Source organism: Paenibacillus sp. FSL P2-0089 (genome assembly GCF_038595095.1).
GTDB lineage: Bacteria > Bacillota > Bacilli > Paenibacillales > Paenibacillaceae > Paenibacillus_AQ > Paenibacillus_AQ silagei.
The window spans coordinates 1797013-1822187 of sequence record NZ_CP152006.1; the positions used below are offsets into that span (position 1 = coordinate 1797013).

The window sequence follows — 25175 nt, forward strand, 5'->3', positions numbered from 1 at the left end:
AGATGCAGCTGCAAAAAGAGCTTAAGGAACCTGAAGCGGTTCCGGCCGCCGGAGGATCGCGCTTGCGTACCCTGTTCGGCAAAATGGATATGCGTGCCTATACGATGATTGGCGCATTGATTCTGATCTGGGTTCTGTTCGGTGTGCTGAATCCGACCTTTCTGACCTCGCGGAACCTGTCCAATCTGTTCACGCAGATGTCGGTGACCTCTATACTGGCCATTGGCATGGTGCTGGTTATCGTGGCGGGCCATATCGATCTGTCCGTCGGCTCCATCGTCGGCTTGACCGGCGGGATGGCGGCGATTCTCAGCAATTGGCTGGAGCTACCCGCTATCGTGGTCATCCTGGGCACGGTTGCCGCAGGTGCGGTGCTGGGTCTGGTGCAGGGCTGGCTGGTCGCCTATAAAATGATCCCCGCCTTCATTGTCACCCTCGGCGGGATGATGGTGTTCCGCGGGGTGCTGATGGGCGTGACTGAATCCATGACCATTCCGGTATCCGATCCGGTGCTGGCGCTGCTCGGCAATGCCTATTTTGCCTCAGGCTTCGGAATCATTCTCGGTGTGCTCGCGGTGGCTCTGCTGCTGTATAGCGCGTTCACGAAGCGGCGCTCCCGCAAGAAATACGGGTTCACCGTCGCCCCGCTCGGCATGGATATCGCGAAGGTAACAGGACTGTCCCTGCTCGTGGTAGTCTTCGTGGCCTTGATGAACAATTACAAAGGGATTCCGTTCCCGATCATCTTCGTCATAGTGCTAGCGGCCATCTTCTACTTCCTGTCCACCAAGACGACCTTCGGCCGCCATATCTACGCCATCGGCGGCAATATTGAGGCTGCGCGGCTCTCCGGCATTAACATCAGACGCAAGACGATGCTGGTCTTCATCCTGAGCGGCTTGCTCGGCTCCATCGCCGCCATCGTGCTGACCTCCCGCCTGGCTTCGGCGACCATTACCGCAGGCAATATGGCCGAGATGGACGCGATTGCCGCCTGTGTCATCGGCGGCACCTCCCTGATGGGCGGAGCTGGAACGGTCATCGGCGCTCTGATCGGAGCGCTGGTGATGACCTCGCTCGATAACGGCATGTCGCTGATGGGACTGGAGTCGTTCTGGCAGTATGTGGTCAAAGGCTCGATCCTGGTCATCGCCGTCTGGCTGGACATTTCAGGCCGCAGCAAGGGTGTGAAGTAAGAGAAGTGGCTGTAGCAGCCGCTTAAGCATACAGAGCAAATAAGCCGGAAGGGATCTTGTCCCTTCCGGCTTATTTGCTGACTAGGAAATCATGATTTTCGTCCGATATGGATAAGTTGTGTGCGTAGGTGCAAGAACCGAATGTGATCGGAAAACCGATTACATTCGGCGCGGCGGAGGCGAGTGAGCCGAATAAGGACGGAAAACCGATTACATTCGGCGCGGCGGAGGCGAGTGAGCCGAATAAGGACGGAAAACCGATTACATTCGGCACGGCGGAGGCGAGTGAGCCAAAAAAGGACGGAAAACCGATCACATTCGGCGCGGCGGAGGCGAGTGAGCCGAATAAGGACGGAAAACCGATTACATTCGGCACGGCGGAGGCGAGTGAGCCGAATAAGAACGGAAAACCGATTACATTCGGCACGGCGGAGGCGAGTGAGCCGAATAAGGACGGAAAACCGATCACATTTGGCGCTGCGGAGGCGAGTGAGCCGAATAAGGACGGAAAACCGATCACATTCGGAGCTGCGGAGGCGTGTGAGCCAAAAAAGGACGGAAAACCGATCACATTTGGCGCGGCGGAGGCGAGTGAGCCGAATAAGGTCGAAAAACTGACCACATCCGGCTATACCGCAGGCATTTTGTTCAAATATAAGAATTTATATGTTCCACGCTATACATTATCCTTCTATTTCTCGCCAAAACGGTACCGTCCTTTAAAAGGACGGCAAAGCCGTTTCCACTTGCGTAATTTGGCCCCTTGGAACTGAAGCGCTTACTCCACAATAATCTTAGCAGTCATTCCGCTGTGGCCGGAGCCGCACATGATGGCACAGGTCATTTCGAAGGTTCCGGCTTCCTCGGGCAGGACAACCTGCGAGGCGTTCTTGGCATCCAACCGCAGCTTCATCTCCGGGATTAGTATGCCGTGATTGCCGCTCTCATTTTCGAAGATGATTTTGACAGGGACGCCCTTCTTCAAATGGTATTCCGGCTGGTCAAAGCTATAATTGGTGGCTGTAATTACGAGTTCTTCCTCCGCCGTCAGATTGCTCCCGGCAGCTGCGTTGTTTGCGCTGTCAGAATTGCTCGTGTTCCCACCGCAGGCCGTTAGCAGAAGCACAAATATAATAGAACAAAGAATAGCCGACTTTCTGATCATACGCATTCTCCTCATCTACTTGGGCAGTTGTCCTTAGCATAGCCTAAATCGGTCAAGTTGTCTTGATCAATCTATGAAAAAGACTCCGACCGCCGCCGTCACCACCGCTGCAAACTTTGTCGAATTTTGCAAAAATATGATGCAAAAGAGTTTAAAATTAATTATAATTAAGCCTAATATAATTAAAGCTTCATATTATTCGGCTAGAAGCAGGGGAGTCAGATCATTATAGATTACGCGTTGCAAAGTGCAGAGAGATGGCACCGGAGAATATTGTATGGCTACTGGATCATCGTACTCTGTCTGCTGCTCGCCCAGTTCCTGTATATGCTGTACTCCCGTTCGGCTGAGATGGAGACGATCTTCAGTCCCGGCAAGGGGCATATGTTCATAGTCTGCAACCTGATGATTGTCCTGAGTATGGCTTCTGCCGAGGTCTGGCTGCGGCGCTCGCTCCGTTATCATAAGCAGGCGGTTGTGGTCTGCAGCTTTGTGGTTTCCTATTTGATGTATTTTGTGCTTGAGCCTTATGTAGACGGTGCCCAGATGATGCTGCTGATGCCCCTTATGCTGGCCCTCATCTATTTTGACCAGCGGCTGCTGTACTCGCTTGGAGCATTTAGCATTGTATTCTACGCGGGGGTATACTTTGGGCTTGAACGGCCGCTGCTTGGCAAGCCGCTGCTGGAGTTCGTGCTGGTGGAGTGTGTGTATGTTGTTTTTGCCCTGACGGCGCAGGCGGTGATCCTCCGTGGCCGCGAGACGCGCGAATATCTGGAGCAGCTCACCAAGTCGGAGCAGGAGCTAATGGTAGAGCGGGCAATTTCGGACAAGCTGCTGAAGATGGATGCGTTAACCGGCCTGTATAATCACAAGACGTTCCATGAGTATCTGGATTCGCTGCTGGAGCAGTGTGAGAACAACGGATTGAGGCTGCAGCTGGCGTTAATGGACATCGATAATTTCAAGCAGGTCAATGACAGATACGGACACTGGGTGGGCGATCTTGTGCTGAAAGAGGTGGCGGCCAAGATGGGCAGCCTGATCGGGTTGAATGACTTCGCGGCAAGGTATGGCGGGGAAGAATTCGCAGTGATTTTTACGGATAAAAGCTTCCAGGAAGCCTACGCTGCTGTCGAGCAAATGCGTATCAGCATTGCTGCCATGTGCCATCCGTATGCCGGGAACAAGCCCATTACGGTCAGCATCGGACTGTGTCACTACCAGCTTGGAGACGGCAAGGAGCTGCTGTTCCGCAAGACGGACGATTCGCTGTATTCGGCCAAGCGCGGCGGGAAAAATGCTGTGGTGACCTCTGCGGTCACTTCCGGTGAAGTGCATAAACTTACAGAAAACCCCCAAATTCCGATATAGACCGGGAGCTGGGGGTTTCATTGTCTGCATGTGCCTTGCGCCGTTATTTGCCTGCTTCAAACGGAGTGGATACCGGCAGGAACAGATCGATGATCCCGATGACCAGTGCGGCAAGCAGGGCACCAAGCACCGAGACACTGACTCCGCTGACGACAAACTGGGCAATCCAGATGACCAGGGCGCTGACCAGGAAGCCGACGATACCGCGTCCGAAGGGCGTTGTTTTTTTGCCGAAAATGCCTTCAACGACCCAGCCGAGCAGAGCGATCACCAGAGCAAGCATGAATGCGCTCCAGAATCCCCCGACCGTGAACTGCGGAACAATCCAGCCGACCACCATCAGCACGATTGCTGCGACCACGAACCGTACTACATGAGCTAAGAATCTCAATGAACTAACCTCCTTTGGCGTTCGCTTAAGGATATGTGCGTTGTTATTGTGGCCCGAAGCCGGTTTTCTATGCCCAGAAATCATACCCAAATAGCGAAAATGGGCTAAATTAGGTATAATGGTTCCATCTATGAAGGGAGCTGTGACAGTAATTGGACGACAAAATTTTGCATACGCTTGAATATCGCAAGATTTTAAATAAATTGATGCAGTATACGCAGACGCCGATGGGACGGCTGACCGCCGAGCTCCTGAAGCCTTCCGGTGATTTCGAAGGGGTGAAGAAGCTCCTGCAGGCAACGGATGAGGCGGTAAATGTTGACCGGTTGAAGGGCATTCCTTCATTCGGCGGCGTAACCGATATCCGGCCTGCGCTGAAGCGTGCATCAATTGGCGGGATGCTGGGCACAGCAGAGCTGCTTGCGGTAGGCAACACGATTGGCGGGGCCCGCCGGGTGAAGCGGTTCATCCATGCCATGCATGACGATGAGAGCGTTCCTTCCCTCTTCGCACAGAGTGATCTGCTGTCGGAGCAGAAGCCTGTTGAGGATGCTATCCGCATGTGTATTGACGAGAATGCCGATGTAATGGATTCGGCGAGCACGGAGCTTGCCTCCCTCCGCCGCGAGCTGCGCGGGGGAGAGACGCGCATCCGTGAGAAGCTGGATTCGATGATCCGCTCGTCTTCGGTCTCGAAGATGCTCCAGGATCAGCTCGTGACGATCCGTGGTGACCGGTTCGTCATTCCGGTCAAGGCAGAGTACCGCGCCCACTTCGGCGGTATTGTGCACGATCAGTCGGGCTCCGGGGCAACGCTGTTCATCGAGCCGGAATCCATTGTAGCGATGAACAACAAGCTGCGGGAGACGCGGCTGCGCGAAGAACGCGAGATTGAGATCATTCTGCACCGGCTGACTGCGCTGGTCGGTGATATTGCCGAGGAGATGGTGTATGATATCGACATTCTCGGCGAGCTGGACTTCATCTTCGCCAAGGCGCGTCTGGCACGCGACCTGAAGGCTACCCAGCCGCGGATGAATGACCGAGGATACCTGCGCCTGCGCAAGGGCCGCCATCCGCTAATTCCGGCCGAGCAGGTTGTGCCGCTGGATGTGGAGCTGGGCAATGATTACCGCTCCATCATCGTGACCGGCCCCAATACGGGCGGGAAGACGGTGACCTTGAAGACGATCGGCCTGCTCAGCCTGATGGCCATGTCGGGTCTCTTCATTCCGGCCGAGGAAGGCAGCCAGCTGTGTGTCTTCGATGCGATCTACGCCGACATCGGCGATGAGCAGAGCATTGAGCAGAGCCTCAGTACCTTCTCAAGCCATATGACGAATATTATATCCATTTTGAAGCGGATGACACCGAAGAGTCTGATTCTGCTCGATGAGGTCGGTGCAGGAACAGATCCGGCCGAAGGCTCCGCACTGGCGATAGCGATTCTGGAGAATATTCACCGGACGGAATCCCGGATGGTTGCCACTACACATTACAGTGAATTGAAGGCATACGCTTATGAACGGGCAGGCGTTATTAATGCCAGCATGGAATTCGATGTGCAGAGCCTGAGTCCTACTTACCGGCTGCTGGTCGGTGTACCTGGACGAAGCAATGCGTTCGCTATTGCTGAACGCCTCGGGATGCCAAATGCAATCCTTGAGCATGCGCGCGGTGAAGTGAAGGAAGAAGATATGCGTGTTGAGCATATGATTGCATCCCTTGAGGAGAACCGCCTTACCGCAGAGAACGAACGCATACGGGCGGAAGAGATTCGCCGTGAAGCGGAGGAGTTCCGCAAGCGGCAGCAGCAGGAGCTGGAGAAGCTGGAGGGCTCACGCGACAAACGCCTTGAGAAGGCAGAGAAGGATGCCAGCGAACTTCTGGCCAAGGCGCGCAAGGAAGCCGAAGAGATTATCAGTGACCTCCGCCGCCTGGCGCTGGAGGAAGGCGCATCCGTCAAGGAGCATAAGCTGATTGAAGCGCGCCGCCGGCTGGATGAAGCAGAGCCTGCACCACGCAAGAAGGCTGTGCCGCGCAGCACGGTCAAAGCGCCGCGTAAGATTCAGCCAGGGGATGAAGTGAAGGTAGCGAATGTGAATCAGAAGGGCCTTGTGGTTGAGCTGAGTGGTACCAAGGAAGCGGTGGTACAATTCGGCATCATGAAGATGAAGGTCAATCTGAGTGATCTGGAATTCCTGGCCTCCGCCCCGGATGCTCCTCCGCCGGCTCTGCGCAGGGCCACAACGGTCAAGCGTACACGCGATGAGAATATCCGTAATGAGCTTGATCTGCGCGGTGCGAACCTGGAGGAAGCCATTATGGAGACCGACCGCTTCATCGACGAAGCTTTTCTCGGCAATCTGGGGCAGATCTCCATTATCCACGGCAAGGGGACGGGGGTCCTGCGGACAGGAATACAGGAATACCTCCGCAAGCACAAGCATGTCAAAAGCTATCGGCTCGGGAACTACAATGAAGGCGGCGCGGGTGTGACGGTAGCTGAACTGGAGTAGCGCCCATAGTCCGGCAGGGAAGAGGGAAAAGTGTGCAGGATAATATTGATCTTTTGCTGGAACATCCGCTGGGGGCGCTGCTAGGCTACTTCACTGTCGCCATATTGGGGCTGGTCGTATTCCTGTCCTTCTTCGAAATGGTGACGAAATACAACTGCTGGGAAGAGATCCGCAAGGGGAATGTGGCCGTAGCCATGGCAACCGGAGGCAAAATCTTCGGAATCTGCAACATCTTACGCTTCAGCATTGAAGCGGGGGCATCCATCTATGAGACGATGAAATGGTCGGTTGTAGGCTTTTTGCTGCTGCTGCTGGCTTACTTCCTGTTCGAGTTTTTTACTCCGGTCTTTTCAATTGATGAAGAGATTGCCGCAGATAACCGGGCCGTAGGACTGACAGCCATGCTGCTCTCCATATCCTTGTCCTATGTTATCGGCGCGGCCATATTCTGAATTAGGGGGCAGGGAGATGAAGCTGCTGATTCGGATTCTGTTTTTTTCAGCCCTGGCTTTTATAGCGGCCGGCATTATATATTTAACGGTGAATTGAACCGAATGTGAGTAAGCGAAGGAGATTATACAGATGGAGACAACAGTTTGCCCATGGTGCCATACCGAGATTGTATGGGATGAGGAGTTTGGCCCCGAGGATACCTGTCCTCATTGCAATAACGAGCTTAGCGGCTACCGCACAGTAACGATAGGTGCAGAGGATCTGGAGGATGAAGAGCCGGATACGCAGGAAGCTTCCGGGGAGGAAGAGATCAGCGACGATAATTTGTGGGATGACGACGACAAGGATAGCGTGGTGCCTGTATGGGGTACGCTGGGCCAATTCGGCGATGACTATGATCTGAAGCGTTATGAGGACAAGGTCTCAGGCTTGCTGGCTGCCCAGCTGGAAGCGCCGGAATGTCCGCAATGTCATGAGCTGATGCTTCACTCCGGTACGCAGCAGGTGGACGGGTTCACCCCGGCAACGCCGGAAGCGCTGGGCGGCGCAGCCGTGCTGAAGCCTCCCTTCGCGCTGAATCTGTACGTCTGTCCTTCCTGCTTCCATGTCCAGCATAGTCTGGCGCAGGAAGACCGCATCCAGCTTGTCCGCAATCTCAGCACCGCAGCCGAATAAAGTTCGGATTCATGCTTTCCCTGCCGTCTGGACATGTTAGTAATAGATGATGTGTCTTAGGACGAGCAGGGAGGGCTAAGCATGAGAGGTTCAGAACGGGGACAGGCGGCGCTGCTGCTGGCTGTAGGCGGGCTATACCTTCTGGCTACAGTGCTTGCAGGAACGTTCCTCAACGTATATCTGTGGAAAAGCCGGCAGAACTTCGCCATGATCGGCTGGTTCACCGTGGCCCAGCAGCTTGCCGTGGGTCTCAGCTTTTGGCTGGGCGGCAAGTGGGTGAAAGAACATAACAAAATGAATGCCCTACGGCTGGGAATTGCCGTATCGGGCTTTTTTTATTTGCTGGTGCTGTGGCTGCGGGGCGACGCGATTCATTACATTTGGCCGCTGGGCGGGGTCCTCGGGCTATCCATCGGGCTGTACTGGCTGGCGTTCAATATTGTTTTCTTCGAGATTACCGATGCCAAGAACCGCGATTTCTATAACGGGTGGATGGGCCTGCTCGGTTCCCTGACGGGAATAGCCGGACCCTGGGTGTCCGGCTGGATGATCTCCCGTTGGCAAGGCGGACAAGGCTACCGTATGGTATTCATACTGTCGCTATGTATCTATGGGTTGGCTGCTGTGCTCAGCTTCGGCCTGCGCAAACGGCCGCGCGGTGAAGCCTATCTCTGGCTGGAGCCCTGGCGCGAGCTTACCCGCAGGCGCAGTCCTTGGCGGCCAGTTGCGGCGGCGCTAGTATTTCAGGGCATCCGGGAAGGCGTATTCTCCTTCCTGATCGGTCTGCTCGTCTACATTGCAGCACAGGAGGAGAGCAAGCTGGGACAGTTCGCCCTGCTGACCTCAGCCGTCTCCCTGATCAGTTATTATGTGGCCGGCAGATGGTTCAAGCCCCGTGCCCGCCTCAGCGGTATGCTGGCAGGCAGTCTGCTGCTCATCGCCTTCCTTCTTCCGCTGCTGTGGAAGGTGAACTTTACCACCCTCCTAATCATGGGAATCGGGACCTCACTCTGCCTGCCGCTCTACATGCTGCCGATGCTGTCCACCAGCTTCGACCTGATGGGAGTGTCCGAGGAGAGCGCCGGCAAACGCGTGGAGCTGGTAGTGCTCAGGGAGCTTAGCCTGATGAGCGGCCGCCTCCTCGGCCTGCTGATCTTCATCGCCGTGCTGTCACTGGATCAGTCCCTGCGGACGATCACGTTGCTAATGCTGCTGCTGGGCGCGGCGCCGCTGGGGAGCTGGGTGGTGGTGCGGGGGTTGCTGAATTTAAATACGCAAAAGCATTCATAACCCAGTGTCATATATCACCAGCCTCGCTTCCCGTTAGTGAATATCCTTCTCTACTGCTTTTGATAATAGTCTAAATTCATTCCTACTAAACTCAATCAAGCCGTCCCGCTTCATCCATGCCAGCTCTCTGGATAGGGCGCTGCGGTCTACGTCCAGATACTCGGCCATCGCCTCCCGGTCAAAGGGAATCGTAAAAGTCTCGGTTCCAGCATCACGCATAACTCTTGTTAAATAAGTTAAAACCTTATCCCGAATAGTCGGCATAATCAGACAATCATTCCGGTCATGCAATTCTAACGCACGTTCGGCAATACTATCGAAAAGATTACCAAGTAACTGTTCGTGTGCCTTACATAATTTTGTGCAAGGACTCAATATGTTTTGGATAGGAATAAACAGCACCTCAAGCGGTTCTATGGCCTGTACTGACATCGGGCATCTTCTTCCACGGCTGGCAGCTGTGAGAACAGCGGTATATCCACCCGGGTAATGGAGGGATACAATAATTTGTTTTCCTTTGACGTTCAATTTCGTACTTTGAGCGCTGCCCTGCAATATGATGCCGACATCATCAACGAAATCGCCCTCCCGTACCACCATCTCATCTTTTGCATATTCTTTCCGCGTGGCTGACAGACATTTTAGCATTTGGGGAATATCATCAGGGGAAATCCCTGAAAATAAACGTGATTGACATATGGACTCTAAGTTATTCTGAGCGGCTTCGCGTTGCATGTGCAACATCCTTTTTATTTCCACTATACTATATTAATCATACATACACACGAAGTTTAGCCGCCTTGTCTAACGTCAGAACGGAGGAAGAGCAATGCAAACGAAAGAAGATTCAATCAAAGCGAGAAACCGGCTGTTAGCCTCCAAGGTTATGAAAAATCTGCAAAGCAGAAAATTTGAGGCCTATTACTGTGACAACGCCATAGAAGCTGCGGAAAAGGCGCTATCCTTAATTCCGGAACAGTCTTCGGTATCTTGGGGCGGTTCAGTCACGCTTGAGGACATCGGGCTTCTTGACCGGGTACGCCAAGGCAACTATGCAGTCATTGATCGTGATACAGCGCAGACGATGGAGGAACGTTATGACCTCATGCGCCAATCTCTTTTGTGCGACACCTATTTAACCAGCTTCAACGCGGTTAGTGAAGATGGGATACTGGTCAATATCGACAGTGTGGGCAATCGGGCGGCAGCGGTTACTTTTGGACCGAGAAGTGTGGTTGCTGTCGTGGGGATGAATAAGGTGTGCAAGACCGCTGAAGATGCAGTGATAAGAGCCAGAACCTATGCCGCTCCCATTAACGCAAACCGTCTTTCGAGTTCGTCCAGCCCATTTTTACATTCACCGCAAAAAACGCCCTGCCTAATCAATGGTGCTTGTGCAGATTGTAAATCAGAGGATTGTATCTGTTCTTACATCGTCGAAACAAGAATGTGTAAAACAGCGGGGAGAATAAAGGTTATCCTCGTTGGTGAATCTCTGGGATTTTAATTTTTTCGGCACCGTTCGGTTAATTTCTCGAATTGGTGTCTTTTTGTTAGTTTTGATTCTATGTCTCAGCACACCTCCCTCCAAAATTCTCCGCCGCAATGTTATATTAGTTGTAGTTATATGTAGTTATAGTTGCACAAAAGACAAGGAGACCCCATGAACATTAAAGTACTAATCGTTGAAGATGACCCGATGGTGGCGAAGTTCAACCGGCATTATCTGGAGCAGGTGCCGGGCTTTGAGTATGCGGGCTGGGCGGCGACAGGGGATGAAGCGAGAACTATGCTGGAGGAGCAGCAGGTAGATCTGGTGCTGCTGGATATTTATATGCCGCGTGTCAGCGGGCTGCAACTGCTCTCTGCTCTGCGGGAGCAGGGGAGCAAGGTGGATATCATTGTGATCTCCGCCGCCAGTGACAATGCCAGCATCCGCAAGGCGCTGCAGAACGGGGCCGTGGATTATTTGATCAAGCCGTTTGAGTTTGCCCGCTTCCAGGCAGCCTTGTCGGCGTATCGTGAAGATTATAAGCTGATGCACAAGGAGCATCTAAGCCAGGAGCAGCTGGATAAGCTGCTGCGGCATCCGCTCGGGACGGAAGAGGAGAAGTACGCTGCCCTGCCGCTGCCCAAAGGGCTTGCCGAAGGCACACTGGAGAGCATCTGGAGCACAATTAACCGGCTGGAGAGCCCGGTGTTCTCCACGGAGGATATCAGCAGTCATGCGCCCATCTCGCGGATCTCGGTCCGCAAATATCTGGCTTTTCTGACGGAGGCAGGTATTCTGGAAATGGAGCTTAGCTACGGGGCGGTAGGCAGGCCGGTGTATATGTATAAGGTGAGACCTGAAGGGCATGAGCTTATCCGTAAATATCTATAAGTGTTCTCTTAAAATAAAACGGAGTCAAGGTGTCCCGAGGCTGCCCCAGGCGTTCCATGACTCCATATAGCCGTCACATTAGCTGTGAAGGTTATTAAGCTATGCCGTACATAAGCGTGCGCAGAATCAATCGAAGGCCTGCTGCAGAGCGAGCGGACTGAACTCGTTAATGATTTTATAGGCTACCAGGTGCGGGTTGTTCATGTCATTGTCGTAGATAATCATGTGATGCTTGCCCTTCAAAATAATGTCGAACCGCTGCTTCCGGTCGGCCTGGACGATGGTAATGTAATAGCTGTACTTGTTGTCTGTGCTCACATTGCGGGCGGATTTCATCAGGCGGACGCTGGAGAAATCATCGTAGATCCGCTTAATCGCTTCCGGCTCAGTAAGCACAATATCCTTCTGTTCACCGGGAACAGAAGATAGGCGGGTAATTTCCAGAGCGGCGATATCTTCCAGATGGATGGTTCGGGTAACTACTCTTTTGAATGAAGTATAGCGGCTCGCGGTGTAGCTCATCAGGGAGACACCGGCTGCTGCCAGAACAGCACCGGCCAGCCAATATTTTTCGCTTTTTTCCATAGTTTCTGTTCCTCCTAGTGATACGGTTGTATAAGCTCCAATTATAAATCTATAAACACATTCAAGCAAATTCACTACCTTTATTTACTTTATCATTTCTTTAATTACTAAATATTCTTGTCAGGGCTCCTTCAGGTTATGATGATTGTGAAAATATGCACAATAACAATTGGAGGAGAACTGAATGAACAGAAAGAGATGGGGAAGTCTGCTGGGCAAGGGGTTGCTGCTGGCAAGTCTGGTGGTATTGCCTGCATGTAACAGCACCAAAGGGGAGTCTACGGACATTGTTATTATCGGCGGCGGCGGCGCGGGAATGACTGCTGCCATTGAAGCGCATAATCAGGGAGCCAAAGTGATATTGATCGAAAAAATGCCTATGCTTGGAGGCAACACCGTCCGTGCGGAAGGCGGATTGAATGCGGCAGGAACACCTTATCAGGCAGCGGCTGGCATTACAGACAGTCCGGAGCTGCATTTCGAGGATACCATGAAGGGCGGCAAGAACCTGAACAACCCGGATCTGGTCAGAACACTTACGAACGGTGCGGCGGTTTCGGTGGAGTGGCTGAAGGAGAATGGAGCCGAGCTGTCTGAAGTGGGACGCGCAGGCGGGGCAAGCGTGAACCGGATTCACCGTCCGGCAGGCGGGGAAGCGGCAGGGAATTTCATCGTAGTCGCGCTGAAGAAGAAGCTGGAGGAGTACAAGATTGATGTGCGCCTGCGGACGACTGCCGATGAGATCGTCAAGAACAAGGACGGCGTGGTTACTGGAGTGAAGGTGACGGATAAGGATGGCAAGCAGTACACGATTAGTGCGAATTCCGTTATCCTGGCGGCTGGCGGTTTTGGAGCTAACATGGACATGATCAAGGGGTACCAGCCGAAGCTGGAAGGGTTCTCTACCACTAACCACCCGGGCGCAACCGGAGATGGTACAACGATGGCAGAGAAGATTGGTGCCAAGCTTGTAGACATGAAGGAGATTCAGATTCATCCGACCACCATTCCGAATCAAGGCGTGCTGATCACGGAAGGGGTACGCGGAGACGGTGCGATTCTGGTCAATAGCGAAGGCAAGCGATTCACGAATGAACTGCTGACCCGCGATGTCGTGTCCCAGAATATTCTGGCCCAATCCGGTAAAGTAGCTTACCTGATCTTCAATGATGAGCTGCGTGCGAACCTGAAGGCAACTGAGGTTTACTTTGGAATGGATCTGGTCAAAGAAGCGGCAACACCTGAAGAATTGGCGGCACAGATTGGTGTAGATGGCAAAGCGCTTGCGGATACACTGAAAACGTATAATGGCTTCGTTGCTTCCGGCAAGGATACAGAGTTTGAACGGCCGGATCTTAAGCTGTCTTTTGAAAAGGGTAAGTATTATGCAATTCAGGTAACACCGGGAATCCACCATACCATGGGCGGAGTAGCAATTAACACCCAGGCTCAGGTGCTGGATACCAAGGATCAGGTCATTGCCGGGCTGTATGCTGCGGGCGAAGTAACCGGCGGAGTACACGGCGCGAACCGTCTGGGCGGTAATGCACTGGCAGACATCACTACCTTCGGGCGGATCGCAGCGGATGAAGCTGTGAAGGCACTTAAGAAATAGGAACTTTCAGAAGGAGGAATTATTCATGCACAAGTGGACAAAAACCTTGCTGTTCTCTGCCCTCGCGGCTGCAACAGTACTAACAGCTGGATGCTCATCATCTTCCGGCAAGTATGTGGACGGGACATATGATGGAACAGGCAAAGGGGTTAAGAGTGATATTAAAGTGGCGGTAGAGATCAAAGATGAGAAGATCGACGCCATTACCGTAAAGGAGCATAAGGAGACGCAGGCGATGATCGATGCGGCTGTAGAGAATACGATTCCTGAAATTATTGAAAAGCAAACCACAGAAGGCGTAGACGCCCTCTCCGGGGCTTCCGGCTCCAGCGGCGGAATTATTGAAGCGGTGACCCAGGCGCTGGAACAGGCCAAGGAGCAGTAAGCTATCATCTATTTGTCTATACAAGAGTTGTGAAAAGTTCATTCCAGCAAGCCCAGCCCTCCTGTCTCCGGCAGAACGGCTGGGCTTGCTGCATAGTTACATCCCCAGAAACAATCACTCTGGAGTAGCTTTACAAATTCTAGTTCAAATAATATAGTTCGAATGGTATAGGAATATGGGACATGAAGGGAGGTCTTCGCACCAGTGGCCAGGAAAAAAAGCTACAGTCTGCGCACAATGATTGCCGTCATGGTGTCTGCCGTTGTCCTGCTGGTACTGCTGATTTTATATTTTATTTTCCGGAATCAGATTATTCCGCAGACCCGGCAGGCGCTGGAGGATAAGGCGATTACGATTGCCCGTACCATCGCCCTGATTCCGCTGGTCTCTGAGGGACTCAGTGAGGGCAACAGCAAGGAGATTCAGGACTACACCTCAAGGATCGCCCGCCGCAATGATATTATGTTCGTGGTCGTGACAGATATGAAGGGAATCCGCTATTCTCATCCGGATGCTTCGCTGGTCGGTCTGCCCTTTGCGGGAGGCGGCCAGGAGATATCGCTGCGCGGAGGGGAGAGCATCTCCGAAGGGGCTGGTCCGCTCGGCAGATCCCTGCGCGGCTTCGTGCCAGTCTATAACAACCGGGGGCATCAGGTGGGTGTGGTCATTGCCGGTCTGTCCCTGGAGCGGGTCGAGCGGCTGGTCCTGATGAATGAGTGGACGATTATTGCGATTCTGGTCTCGGGAGCCTTGCTTGGAGCGGGAGGAGCATTCATTCTGGCGGCCCGGATCAAGCGGATGGTGTTCGGGATGGAGCCGGAGGACATCTCCAAGCTGCTCCAGGAACGCAGTGCGATGCTGGAATCCACGCGTGAGGGAATTATTGCCGTAGATCAGGAGGCGCGGATTACCATCCTTAATATGGAAGCACAGCGGCTTCTGCGGGCTGCGGGGATTGGCGGGAGCGCCATGAACCGGCAGATTGCCGAGTATTGGCCGGAGCTGGGTCTTGAGCAGGTATTGGCTGAGGGAGAGGGGATACAGGACCGGGAGCTGGAGCTGGGAGACAGCTCTCTTTTGGTGAACAGCCTGCCAGTCCGGGTGAATGGGAACATCGTTGGCGCGATTGCTACCTTCCGGGATGAAACCGAGCTGGCTGTGCTGGCGGAGAAGCTGTCGGGAGTCTCGGTCTATGCAGAAGCGCTGCGCTCCGGTGCCCATGAGTTCATGAACAAGCTGCATGTCATTATGGGCATGACGCATATGGGTCTGTATGATGAGCTGCAGCAATATATTCTGGGAACGGTAAGCAATTACCAGAAGGAGATCGGGTCGATCACAAGACAGATCAAGGACCCGGTGCTGGCCGGATTTCTGCTGGGGAAGCTGAGCCGGGCACGCGAAGCGGGGATGGAGCTGCTGCTGACCGGAGACAGCTATCTGCCGGAGCCGGCTGATCCGCAGGTGATTCATGAGCTGATTACGATTGCCGGCAATCTGCTGGATAATGCCCTGGAGGCGCTGGGGGAGCTCTGTGAGCAACCCGTGAAGCGGGTGGAGCTTGCTTTTCAATATGAAGAAGGGCGGCTGCTATGCGAGGTTAGCGACAACGGTCCGGGAATTCCGGCGGGCCTGGGGGAGAAGATCTTCGTTCAGGGCTACTCCTCCAAGGGTGAACAGCGGGGAATCGGCCTATATCTGGTGAAGAAAAGTGTAGACAAACTGGGGGGTCATCTTGAGCTTGCCGCCGGCTGCGGGCCGGGAGCGCATTTTATCGTGGATGTGCCTTATGAGGTGAAGGAGGAGGAGGGGATGTGAACATTTAAGGTCCATATGCCCGCTTACTTTAGTTACAAAACTCTTTAATAATTTACGGAAGGTTCCACAAACCGCTTCTTTGACGCTATGATAATTGTGAAAATATGCACAAGGGGGCACAACTCACATGAATAAGAGATTAACAGCGGCGCTTATCCTCATTCTCTCTGTGATGCTGGTGATTGCAGGCTGCGGAAGCAACAATGCGGGCAGCAGCAAGAATGAGAGCAAGGGAACAAACAGCGCGACCACAGAGCCTGCAGCAACGGCTACACCTAAAGAGACAGCAGAGGCCGTATCGGGGGCATCCGAAGCGAGCTATACTCCGTATGATCAGTTAAAAGATAAATATGATATCGTCATCGTCGGCGCGGGTGGTGCGGGAATGTCTGCTGCACTGGAAGCCAAAGCGGCCGGCATGAACCCGGTCATCCTGGAGAAAATGCCGGTAGCCGGTGGCAATACAACCAAATCCTCCTCAGGGATGAATGCTTCGCAGACCAAGTTCCAGAAGGAGCAGGGCATCGAAGACAGCAACGAACTGTTCTATGAAGAGACCCTTAAGGGCGGACATGATACGAACAATAAGGAGCTGCTGCACTTCTTCGTGGATCAATCCGCAGGTGCCATTGACTGGCTCGATTCCATCGGAATCCGCCTGAACAATATTACAATTACCGGCGGTATGAAGGAGAAGCGTACCCATCGTCCGGAGGACGGCTCGGCCGTGGGACAATATCTTGTAGCAGGACTTGTCCGCAATGTTCAGGAGCAGGGAATTCCGCTGTTCGTCAATGCGGATGTGAAGGAGCTTACGGTACAGGATGGTAAGGTGAACGGCGTGAAGGTGCTGTTCAACCAGGCCGATGACAAAACGATCAGCGCAGCAGCAGTTATCGTAACCACCGGGGGCTTCGGTGCCAACAAGGAACTGATTGCCAAGGTTCGCCCGGATCTGCAAGGACTGGTAACGACCAACCAGATTGGCAGCACCGGCGACGGCATTGCCATGATTGAGAAGGTCGGCGGAACTACCGTAGACCTGGATCAGATTCAGGTTCACCCGACTGTACAGCAGGAGAAATCCTACCTGATCGGTGAAGCGGTCCGGGGAGAAGGGGCTATTCTTGTATCTGCTGAGGGCAAGCGCTTCGGCAATGAGATGGATACCCGTGACAAGGTGACGGCTTCAATTAATACACTTCCTGAGAAATCCGCTTATCTCGTGTTCGACGCCGGAGTGAAATCCCGTGTCAAGGCGGTAGATCAATACATCAAGATGGGTGTAGTCAAGACCGCAGATACCATCGAGGCACTGGCGGATCAGATGAAGGTTCCGGCCGCTGCACTTAAGACCACCGTGGAAACATGGAACAGTGCGGTGAAAAGTAAGTCGGATGCCGAGTTCGGCAGAACAACCGGTATGGATAATGATCTGTCCGGTGCTCCGTATTATGCGATTCAGATCGGCCCTGGAATCCACTATACGATGGGCGGAGTGGTGATCAACACCAACACTGAGGTCTTGAACAAAGACGGCAAGGCGATTACGGGCCTGTTCGCGGCAGGAGAAGTGGTCGGCGGGCTGCACGGCGAGAACCGCATCGGCGGTAACTCGGTAGCCGAGATTATTATCTTCGGACGTCAGGCAGGGATTAAGTCGGCTGAATTTGTAAAAGCGCAATAAGCTATTATTCTATATTGTTCTCATGTAAAAGGGATGCTCCGCAGCCATCAGGCTATGCGGGCATCCCTTTCTGTGTTGCAGCTCTAAGGCTGTATCGCCGGGGAGGGCGCAGGCTTGGCCGACCGGGTCAGCGAGAACAGCTCCAGCTCCGGACGGCTTTTGCCGGCCAGCGTATCGGCAAGCAGCTCGGCGGCAATCATGCTGTAGACCGTGCCGTTTCCGCCATAGCCTTCAATGAAGTAGCAATGCGGGAATTCCGGGTGCGGCCCCATATAAGGCAGTCCGTCACGGGTGGAGCCGAAGACCGCTCCCCAGGAATATTCGGCCTTGATTCCTTGAAGTTCCGGGAACAGGGCCGTAAGCTCCTCGACCAGACGCTCACACTGGGAGAGGACCCTTACCTCACGCCGCTCCACGCTGGTAAGCTGCTCATCCTTGCCGCCGGCGATAATCCGGCCTTCCGGGGTAGTCCGGAAATACAGATAAGGACGGGCCGTTTCCCAGAGCAGGCTCTGCTCATGCCATTTTGGAAGATGCGGCAGAGGCTCGGTCATAATAGCATAGGTGTTGATCAGCTCTGCTCCCCGGTCCTTCTTCATCTCCTGGGTCTCATACCCCATAGCAAAGACGACTTTCTTTGCAACAATCCGCCCCTGTCCGGTATGACAGATTACGCCGTCTGCCTTGTACTCATAATGAAGGGCTTCGGTATGCTCATAGACCCTTACCCCGCCGGAGTGCGCTTTATGAATCAGGCTGTGTACCGTCCGCAGCGGATTGGTTTCCGCATCTCCTTTGGAATACAGCGCACCTGGTTTGGAGAAGGCGTAATGGGCGCGGATCTTCTCCGCCTCCCAGAACTCCGAGTCGAAGCCGTGCTTGATCAGATTCTCATTCTCCTGCTTCAGCATATCCACATCTTCCGGGACGCTGGCATAGAGCAGACTGGTGCGTTCAATGATCTGCGGATCGATGTCCAGCTTGCCGGGCAGGTCAAGAATCGCACGCATGGCCTGCTGGCAGAGTCTGTAGAACAGCACGCCATTCTCTTCCCCAAAAGTATTCATGCAAGCTGTCAGCGACTTGTCATTGGCGATCTGCAGCAGTCCCGTATTGGCGTGGGAGCTTCCGGTACCGATCGTTCTTTTATCGATAAGAACGGTATCTGCTCCACTGAGGGACATGCGGTAAGACATCATCGCTCCGCCCATCCCGCCGCCTACAATGAGACAGTCGCAGGTTATATCTTCCTCAAGCACCGGATATACCGGAGGCTTGGGCAGTGTGTGTTCCCAGGGCAGTTGCCCGCTGACGAGTTTCATAGATCTGTTCGCTCCTTTATGTCATTCAGAGTAGTATTATTTGCACTATTGAAGAGTCTCATGCGTCAAGACCTTAAGGATTATTCATCATATGTGAGCTTGCTTAATGTACCTTCGGGCACATAAACAGCCTTCTCCGGAAGCATACTAAGGAACGCTTGAACAACCAGAAGGAGGGACTACCGAACATGCAATCTAACCAAATGCAGGCACTTAGCGGAAAAGAATTGGAATACATTGCCGATTCCATTTCCAATGAGGATTTGCTGATTAAGCAGCTCGCGGCTACAGCCGGAACCACTCAGAACTCTGCCGTGCAGGGGATCTGCATCCAGCAGATTCAGAGTCATACCCATCATATGGATATGCTGGTCCAGCTGCTCCATCAGCATCAGCAGTATGCACCGACACAGCCGCAATAACAGAACCCACAAACTCTGAAGGAGGTTTTACTGTGTACGCACAGAATGGAACACCGTTTATGGCGGATGAAGATTTACTGAACACAATTTTGGCTGATCTGAAGCGGACAGTCCGCGAGTACACCACAGCAGCTACAGAATCGAATTGTCCCGCCGTCAGACGGGTATTCAATGATTTGACCATGGATACCCTCAGAATTCAGGGAGAACTGTATATGCAGATGTCGCAAATGAACATGTACACCGTTCCGGGCAAGGCGCTGCGCCAGGATGTGGACAAGCAGATTCAGAGTGCCCAGCAGACCCAGCAGAAGCTGCAGCAGTTCGTGCGTGAGAAAACAGGCGGGGCAGGAGCTTATAACCAGAACTCGAATGTTTCGCAGCATCAGCCGAACGTCCAGCAGCATCATAACGGTTCCTATTATATGTAACCCTGGCGATGGCCCTGTGAAGCATTAGAGCGCTTACCCGGCCATGCAGGAGAAAATATAAAGGGAATGAAGTCAAATAGCCCCGCCTCGGCGGGGTTATTTTGTTTGCAGAACGGCACTTTTCATGTCATATTAATACTAAACTCTTTTTTGCAGGAGGCCCTGAGAATGAATGAATTGAAGAGGAAAGTGCTGGAACTGCTCAAGGAGGACGCGCGAAGCTCAACGGCATTAATGGCGACCCTGCTTGGTGCGGAGGAAGAAGATGTGAAGACCGTGATCGCTGAAATGGAGCAGGATCATGTCATTGTGAAATACGCGACGGTGGTCAATTGGGACAAAGTCGATGATGAACGGGTGACGGCGCTGATCGAGGTGCAGATTACGCCGGAACGGGGCCGCGGCTTCGAGGGCATTGCCGAACGGATCTATCTGTATCCGCAGGTTAAATCCGTCTATCTGATGTCCGGCGCTTACGATCTGCTGGTGGAAGTGGAAGGACGCAATCTGCGCGAGGTCGCTAATTTTGTGTCTGAGAAGCTGTCACCGATTGATGCTGTGCTCTCTACCAAGACGAACTTTACGCTCAAAAAATACAAACAGGACGGTATCATCTTTGAAGAGCATGAGGAAGACAACCGTCTGATGATATCTCCGTGAAGGATGTAATGTCATGATCATTAATAACGCTCAGCACACAGGAGATAAAGGCAAGTCGATGAACTCTTATTTGGCCCCGCTGGTCCAGCAGATTCAGCCTTCGGGCATCCGCAAGTTTTTTGATCTGGCGGCAGGCAGCAAGGATATTATCTCGCTCGGTGTCGGCGAGCCGGACTTCAAGACGCCCTGGCATGTGAGAGAGGCCTGCGTCTATTCGCTCGAACGAGGCTTCACCGGTTACACCTCCAATGCCGGAATGCCCGAGCTCCGCGAGGGGATTGCCGAGTATCTGGAGACCCGCTTCGCCGTGAAGTATGATCCGGCGAACCAGATTATCGCCACAGTCGGCGGCAGCGAAGCCATTGATTTGGCTCTGCGTGCCCTTATCTCTCCAGGAGACGAGATTCTGATACCCGAGCCATGTTACATCTCTTATTCTCCGATTACGGCTATCGGCGGCGGTATTCCGGTAGGCATTGAGACCTTCGGGAAGAATAACTTCAAGCTGACGGCCGAGGATCTGGAGGCCAAGATTACCCCGCGCTCGAAGATTCTGATTCTCTGCTATCCAAGCAATCCGACGGGTGCCATCATGAGCCGTGAAGATTGGGAGCCGATTGCCAAGGTGGTAGAGAAGCATGATCTTATCGTCATCTCGGATGAGATATATGCCGAGCTTACGTATGGAAGCAACCATGTCAGCTTCGCTTCGCTGCCGGGGATGCTTGACCGGACGATCCTGGTCAGCGGGTTCTCCAAGGCCTTCGCCATGACCGGCTGGCGGATGGGCTATGCCTGCGGTCACCCGGACCTGATCTCAGCCATGCTGAAGATTCACCAGTATACCGTCATGTGTGCGCCTTCGATGGGCCAGGTGGCTGCGCTGGAGGCCCTTACCAACGGAATGGAAGAGAAGGACCGCATGACAGACTCGTATAACCAGCGCCGCCGATTGATTGTCAAGGGGCTGCGGGAGGCGGGACTTGAGTGTCATGAGCCGCAGGGTGCCTTCTATGCATTCCCTAGTATCCAGGCCACCGGCCTGACCTCCGACCAGTTCGCCCAGCGTCTGCTGCTTGAATATAAGGTCGCCGCCGTTCCGGGAAGTGTCTTCGGTCTGGGCGGAGAAGGCTATCTGCGCTGCTCCTATGCCACCTCGGTGTCCCAGTTGAATGAAGCGGTTGAGCGAATTGGGGCATTTGTCTCACAGCTGGCCCGGGAAGGGGCCTGACAAGGCTCGACAAAGAAGTAAATAGAACTATAGCCGATCACCTTCTGATATGGTATTATTTTACTCTAAGGACAAGAAACACCTGTAATACACTTACATGGACCTCTTATTCCGGGAATAAAGGCGCTTCATATCTGGTTGCATAGAACCACACAGTTCTTATCTGGATGACGCGCAATACTACATCAGGAAGGGTGATTGTGCTGAGCGCAGATTATTACTTATCCTCCTTTGGCGGGAAATGTGGCTCCGGAAGCGGGCGACCTCCTGCCAGAGAAGATGCGAATGCACGCAGGCTCTCGCTGGAAGATGAAATTCAGATGCTCCGCAGCAGAATGGAACAGCTCTTTATGCAGGAGAAGTCCTTTACCTCGGATAATGTAATAGCAATCAGCAGCTTGCTGGATCTCAAGATTAATGAGTATATGAGAGGCCGCCACCGCAAGAGCAATTAATCCAGCACGATTATATCAAGCGGATGTCTTCCTTTGGGAGATGTCCGTTTTTTTTGAATAATGAAGTACCGGAAGGTGGAGTATGAAAATGATCAAGGTATTTAAAAGCGAGTCCGGCAAAGAACAGGTTCTAAGGTCCTATAACGAGCTTCTTGACGCGTGGGGGACGGAATTTCAGGAGCTTGATGTGGAGACCCCTTATGGGACAACTCATTGTATAACAGCGGGAGAGCCGGAGTCACCGCCCTTGCTCCTATTACACGGGGTAGGCGATAATTCGGCCGTGATGTGGCTGCTGAATATGAAGGAGTTGTCCCGGCATTTCCGCTGCATTGCGATAGATACGCTGGGAGGACCGGGGAAGAGTGTTCCAGGTGAGCTGTTCCATAAACGGACCTTTGACCAGGTGGATTGGATTAACAAGGTCGCAGATGGGCTGAAGCTTGACCAATTCTGTGTGGCAGGAGTGTCAAACGGAGCATATATGGCCTTCAATTACATGGTGAACGGGCCGGGAAGAGCGCTGAGGGCTGTCTGCATGGAGGGAGGAATAATCATTTCTCCAATTAAAAGCATGATACATACGCTGATGATGATGTTCCCGGAGATTCTTGTTCCTACACGCAGCAATCTGCTCAAGGCAGCCCGCAAGCTCAGCTCCCCGGCCTCAGGCCTGTTCGACAAGCATCCCGAAGTCGGGGAGCATCTGGTGCTGTTAATGCAGAATCATAACCAGCAGGCGATGTTCGCCCATAAGCTTCAGCCCTACGAACAAGAGAAAGCGGTTACGTTCCGGGATCAGCTATACTTCCTGCTGGGAGATTATAAGCTGAAGCAGAAGCGGGAGCTCACTGGAACACTGGATGCTGGCGGGTTCCGCTACACGGTCATCCCGGACGCCGGTCACGGCGTGAATCATGAGCAGCCGGTGCGGGTCAACCGCGAGCTGGTGGCTTTTTTGAAGGGAAGCGGGGGAGAATGATTATAAAATAACCCCCTGCTCCAGTCCGAAGGGACTTATCAGGGGGTTATACATGTATGTTAGTTAACCTTGAACGTGGCCACTGCCTGCTGTAGCCCATCGGCCATCTTCGCCAGCTCGGTAGAGGCTGCGGCTACCTCCTCCATGGAGGCGAGCTGCTCCTCGGAGGCCGCGGCAGCGCTCTGGGAACGCTCTGCCGCCTGCCTGGCCACTTCTGCCATCTCCGCCACCGAGGAGGTTAGTTCCTCGGTTCCGGCCAGCAGCTGCTCGGAGGAAGCAGACATCTCATGAACCTGGGTGTTAATCTCGCCGATGCCGCCGAGAATATCCGTGAACAGACGCCCGGCCTCGCCTACCATCCGCGAGCCTTCCTGAACGGCATCGGCATTCGCCAACACCGCATCGGATGCGGCACGGTTGCCCTGCTGGATCTCAAGAATCAGGGTGCTGATATGCCCGGCGGCTTCGGCTGTCTGCTCGGACAGCTTCTTCACCTCACCGGCAACCACGGAGAAGCCCCGCCCGTATTCGCCCGCTCTGGCAGCCTCAATCGCCGCGTTTAAGGCCAGCATGCCGGTCTGATCGCTGATGCCTTTGATCAGACCAATGATGTTGCCGATCTGCTGGGATTGTGCGCTAAGAGAGGTAATCATGCTGGAAGCATCTGCGGCGGTCCGCTCCATCTCTTCCATCCGGTCCACGGCCTCCGTAATGACGGAATACCCGTTCTGTGCCTGGCCTGCCGCCCGTCCAGCCGCTGCTGCGGTGTCCATCGAAGCCTCCGCGATCCGCTGCACACCGGCGGCCATCTCCTCCATCGCTCTTGCAGACTCGCGGGTGGACTGCATCTGCTGATCCGCTCCGGCTGAGAGATCCTGAATATTCTCCACAATGGCCTCTGTGGTGTGATTGGTCTGATTGGCACTCGACATTAATTCCTCCGAGGTCGAGGCGACTTGCAGCGAGTGATCGGCAATGGTCCCCAGGAGTCTGCTCAGATTGGTAATCATCTGGTTCAAATGCCCGGCCATATTGCCGAATTCATCCTCACTGTCTACCTCCAGCTTCCCGGTGAAGTCTCCGGCAGCCATCTGCCGGGACATCTCATTGACCCGAGTCAGCTTACGGGTAATATAGCGGCTGTATAGATATACGGCTGCTACCGTCAGGATAAGACCTGCAAAGCTAACCAGCAGAATAGACCTTAGCAGCCCTTTAAGCGGCGCATACAGTTCCTTTTCCGGCATGGCAAGACCCACGGTCCAGCCGGTGTCCGGCAGCTTTTCATAATACATCTGGATGGTCCCGCCGGAATCGGCATAGGTTACCATCCCCTGATTCTGCTGAAGCATTTCTGCTCCCGCTGCGGACAGACTTGCGCTTTTTTCATCTGTTATTTTCAGCTGCATATTCTTCTCGGCATCCGGTCCGGCAATGTAATTCCCCTGCTTGTCCAGCAGGAAGGCCCAGCCTGTATTCCCCACCTTGGTCTGTTCGATCCTGCTCTGCAGCGTCTTGAGATCGATATCGCCGGCCATGACACCCAGCAAGGTATTCGTGATATCCCGGAAAGGAACAGCGAACGTAGCCATCGTTGTCCCTGTAATTGTGTCATAGAATGGATCTGTAAACGCTGCATGGTCTCTGCCGATAGTGTACCAGTTCTGCCCGTGATAATTATAATCGGGGTCATTGTACTGCTCGGTTGTCACAATTTTGTCGCCGTCTCGGTGGGCATAGGTGGAGAAGTACTTCAGCTTGCTGTCATACCGTCCGGGTTCAAAATAAATACCCACACCATATGTATCCGGATTAGCCTTCAGCGCACTAGACAGCATAGTCCGGTATTGATCCAGTGTGAATTCCGCAGCGTGACTCTCCAGCGTCCTTGCCAGAACCTCGGGAACCTTGCTGTGCACATTTAAGTTCGCATTAATTTCGTTAGAAATATCTGATATCTGCACATTCATTTTTTGTGTAACCTCGCGCTGGATAATGCTTTTGGAATACATGTACGACAACAGAGAGACCAGCACCAGCGTGATCAGAAAGATGGGCAGGATGAATGCAAATGTTCTCATACGTATGCTTTTGAACCGGAGCCTGGAAATCCCCTTGTGAACAACATTAGCCATG

The 25175-nt window shown here is 53.4% G+C and carries 25 protein-coding genes; 19 read left to right on the top strand and 6 right to left on the bottom strand.

The genetic code is table 11. The features are described from left to right. Window positions 1–2 precede the first annotated feature (2 nt). Together NST69_RS07210 and NST69_RS07215 are read left to right on the top strand one after the other, a co-directional pair. Complete coding sequence (locus NST69_RS07210) at window positions 3–1196, top strand: sugar ABC transporter permease (RefSeq protein WP_340954897.1); 1194 nt, start codon at window positions 3–5, stop codon at window positions 1194–1196. A 143-nt stretch (window positions 1197–1339) separates the two neighbouring features. Beyond that, window positions 1340–1969, top strand: a complete 630-nt coding sequence (locus NST69_RS07215) for a hypothetical protein (RefSeq protein ID WP_342548876.1) — start codon at window positions 1340–1342, stop codon at window positions 1967–1969. Between the two features lie 5 nt (window positions 1970–1974). Here NST69_RS07215 and NST69_RS07220 read toward each other — a convergent pair whose 3' ends face one another. Beyond that, window positions 1975–2361 (bottom strand): cupredoxin domain-containing protein, encoded by a 387-nt coding sequence (locus NST69_RS07220; protein ID WP_036722528.1) that lies wholly within the window; start codon window positions 2359–2361, stop codon window positions 1975–1977. A gap of 273 nt (window positions 2362–2634) precedes the next feature. On the opposite strand from NST69_RS07220, the gene NST69_RS07225 reads away from it, so the two are divergent. After that, the gene (locus NST69_RS07225) at window positions 2635–3735 is read left to right on the top strand and encodes a diguanylate cyclase (protein WP_342548877.1); all 1101 of its coding nucleotides are present in this window, start codon (window positions 2635–2637) and stop codon (window positions 3733–3735) included. Window positions 3736–3778: 43 nt separating this feature from the next. On the opposite strand, the gene NST69_RS07230 is transcribed toward NST69_RS07225, so the two are convergent. After that, window positions 3779–4126: a phage holin family protein gene (locus NST69_RS07230; protein WP_036696706.1), complete on the bottom strand. Its 348-nt coding sequence runs from the start codon at window positions 4124–4126 to the stop codon at window positions 3779–3781. A gap of 152 nt (window positions 4127–4278) precedes the next feature. Between NST69_RS07230 and NST69_RS07235 the strand changes: the two genes are divergently transcribed. The 4 genes from NST69_RS07235 to NST69_RS07250 all read left to right on the top strand — a co-directional run bounded on the left by NST69_RS07235 (window position 4279) and on the right by NST69_RS07250 (window position 9063). After that, window positions 4279–6645, top strand: coding sequence for an endonuclease MutS2 (locus tag NST69_RS07235; protein WP_342548878.1), 2367 nt, complete (start codon window positions 4279–4281; stop codon window positions 6643–6645). Between the two features lie 32 nt (window positions 6646–6677). After that, window positions 6678–7097, top strand: coding sequence for a DUF350 domain-containing protein (locus tag NST69_RS07240; RefSeq protein WP_036696710.1), 420 nt, complete (start codon window positions 6678–6680; stop codon window positions 7095–7097). A gap of 130 nt (window positions 7098–7227) precedes the next feature. Then, window positions 7228–7773 carry a hypothetical protein gene (locus NST69_RS07245; RefSeq protein ID WP_339313264.1) on the top strand — a complete coding sequence of 182 codons (546 nt, stop codon included), beginning with the start codon at window positions 7228–7230 and terminating at the stop codon, window positions 7771–7773. 81 nt (window positions 7774–7854) lie between these two features. Beyond that, complete coding sequence (locus NST69_RS07250) at window positions 7855–9063, top strand: MFS transporter (RefSeq protein ID WP_342548879.1); 1209 nt, start codon at window positions 7855–7857, stop codon at window positions 9061–9063. Between the two features lie 33 nt (window positions 9064–9096). Here the strand turns inward: NST69_RS07250 and NST69_RS07255 are convergent, their stop codons facing one another. After that, window positions 9097–9798 carry a Crp/Fnr family transcriptional regulator gene (locus NST69_RS07255; RefSeq protein ID WP_342548880.1) on the bottom strand — a complete coding sequence of 234 codons (702 nt, stop codon included), beginning with the start codon at window positions 9796–9798 and terminating at the stop codon, window positions 9097–9099. Window positions 9799–9892: 94 nt separating this feature from the next. Here NST69_RS07255 and NST69_RS07260 point away from each other — a divergent pair, with 94 nt between their 5' ends. Together NST69_RS07260 and NST69_RS07265 are read left to right on the top strand one after the other, a co-directional pair. Next, window positions 9893–10570 carry a lactate utilization protein gene (locus NST69_RS07260; protein WP_340954885.1) on the top strand — a complete coding sequence of 226 codons (678 nt, stop codon included), beginning with the start codon at window positions 9893–9895 and terminating at the stop codon, window positions 10568–10570. A 156-nt stretch (window positions 10571–10726) separates the two neighbouring features. Then, a complete protein-coding gene (locus NST69_RS07265; RefSeq protein ID WP_342548881.1) occupies window positions 10727–11446 on the top strand; it encodes a response regulator in 720 nt (239 codons plus the stop codon). A 126-nt stretch (window positions 11447–11572) separates the two neighbouring features. Here the strand turns inward: NST69_RS07265 and NST69_RS07270 are convergent, their stop codons facing one another. Beyond that, window positions 11573–12031, bottom strand: a complete 459-nt coding sequence (locus NST69_RS07270; protein ID WP_339254937.1) for a hypothetical protein — start codon at window positions 12029–12031, stop codon at window positions 11573–11575. Window positions 12032–12215: 184 nt separating this feature from the next. On the opposite strand from NST69_RS07270, the gene NST69_RS07275 reads away from it, so the two are divergent. From NST69_RS07275 to NST69_RS07290, 4 genes are all read left to right on the top strand, one after another. Beyond that, window positions 12216–13646, top strand: coding sequence for a flavocytochrome c (locus NST69_RS07275; RefSeq protein WP_342548882.1), 1431 nt, complete (start codon window positions 12216–12218; stop codon window positions 13644–13646). A 25-nt stretch (window positions 13647–13671) separates the two neighbouring features. Then, window positions 13672–14031: an FMN-binding protein gene (locus NST69_RS07280; protein ID WP_342548883.1), complete on the top strand. Its 360-nt coding sequence runs from the start codon at window positions 13672–13674 to the stop codon at window positions 14029–14031. Window positions 14032–14235: 204 nt separating this feature from the next. Beyond that, window positions 14236–15849, top strand: coding sequence for a DcuS/MalK family sensor histidine kinase (gene dcuS / locus NST69_RS07285; RefSeq protein ID WP_342548884.1), 1614 nt, complete (start codon window positions 14236–14238; stop codon window positions 15847–15849). 127 nt (window positions 15850–15976) lie between these two features. Next, entirely contained in the window at window positions 15977–17536 is a 1560-nt protein-coding gene (locus NST69_RS07290; RefSeq protein ID WP_342548885.1) for a flavocytochrome c, read from the top strand. Window positions 17537–17619: 83 nt separating this feature from the next. Here NST69_RS07290 and NST69_RS07295 read toward each other — a convergent pair whose 3' ends face one another. Next, window positions 17620–18858 (bottom strand): FAD-dependent oxidoreductase, encoded by a 1239-nt coding sequence (locus NST69_RS07295; protein ID WP_342548886.1) that lies wholly within the window; start codon window positions 18856–18858, stop codon window positions 17620–17622. A gap of 188 nt (window positions 18859–19046) precedes the next feature. Between NST69_RS07295 and NST69_RS07300 the strand changes: the two genes are divergently transcribed. From NST69_RS07300 to NST69_RS07325, 6 genes are all read left to right on the top strand, one after another. Continuing rightward, a complete protein-coding gene (locus NST69_RS07300; protein WP_209878355.1) occupies window positions 19047–19280 on the top strand; it encodes a hypothetical protein in 234 nt (77 codons plus the stop codon). A 32-nt stretch (window positions 19281–19312) separates the two neighbouring features. Continuing rightward, complete coding sequence (locus NST69_RS07305; RefSeq protein WP_051477789.1) at window positions 19313–19711, top strand: spore coat protein; 399 nt, start codon at window positions 19313–19315, stop codon at window positions 19709–19711. Window positions 19712–19879: 168 nt separating this feature from the next. After that, window positions 19880–20371 carry an Lrp/AsnC family transcriptional regulator gene (locus NST69_RS07310; RefSeq protein ID WP_036696743.1) on the top strand — a complete coding sequence of 164 codons (492 nt, stop codon included), beginning with the start codon at window positions 19880–19882 and terminating at the stop codon, window positions 20369–20371. A gap of 13 nt (window positions 20372–20384) precedes the next feature. Continuing rightward, on the top strand, window positions 20385–21602 hold the full coding sequence (locus tag NST69_RS07315; RefSeq protein ID WP_036696744.1) for an aminotransferase class I/II-fold pyridoxal phosphate-dependent enzyme: 1218 nt from the start codon (window positions 20385–20387) through the stop codon (window positions 21600–21602). A gap of 200 nt (window positions 21603–21802) precedes the next feature. After that, the gene (locus tag NST69_RS07320; protein WP_051477788.1) at window positions 21803–22057 is read left to right on the top strand and encodes an aspartyl-phosphate phosphatase Spo0E family protein; all 255 of its coding nucleotides are present in this window, start codon (window positions 21803–21805) and stop codon (window positions 22055–22057) included. 88 nt (window positions 22058–22145) lie between these two features. Further along, the gene (locus NST69_RS07325; protein ID WP_342548887.1) at window positions 22146–23039 is read left to right on the top strand and encodes an alpha/beta hydrolase; all 894 of its coding nucleotides are present in this window, start codon (window positions 22146–22148) and stop codon (window positions 23037–23039) included. Between the two features lie 59 nt (window positions 23040–23098). Here the strand turns inward: NST69_RS07325 and NST69_RS07330 are convergent, their stop codons facing one another. Further along, window positions 23099–25174 (bottom strand): methyl-accepting chemotaxis protein, encoded by a 2076-nt coding sequence (locus NST69_RS07330; RefSeq protein ID WP_342548888.1) that lies wholly within the window; start codon window positions 25172–25174, stop codon window positions 23099–23101. Between the last annotated feature and the right edge of the window lies 1 nt (window position 25175).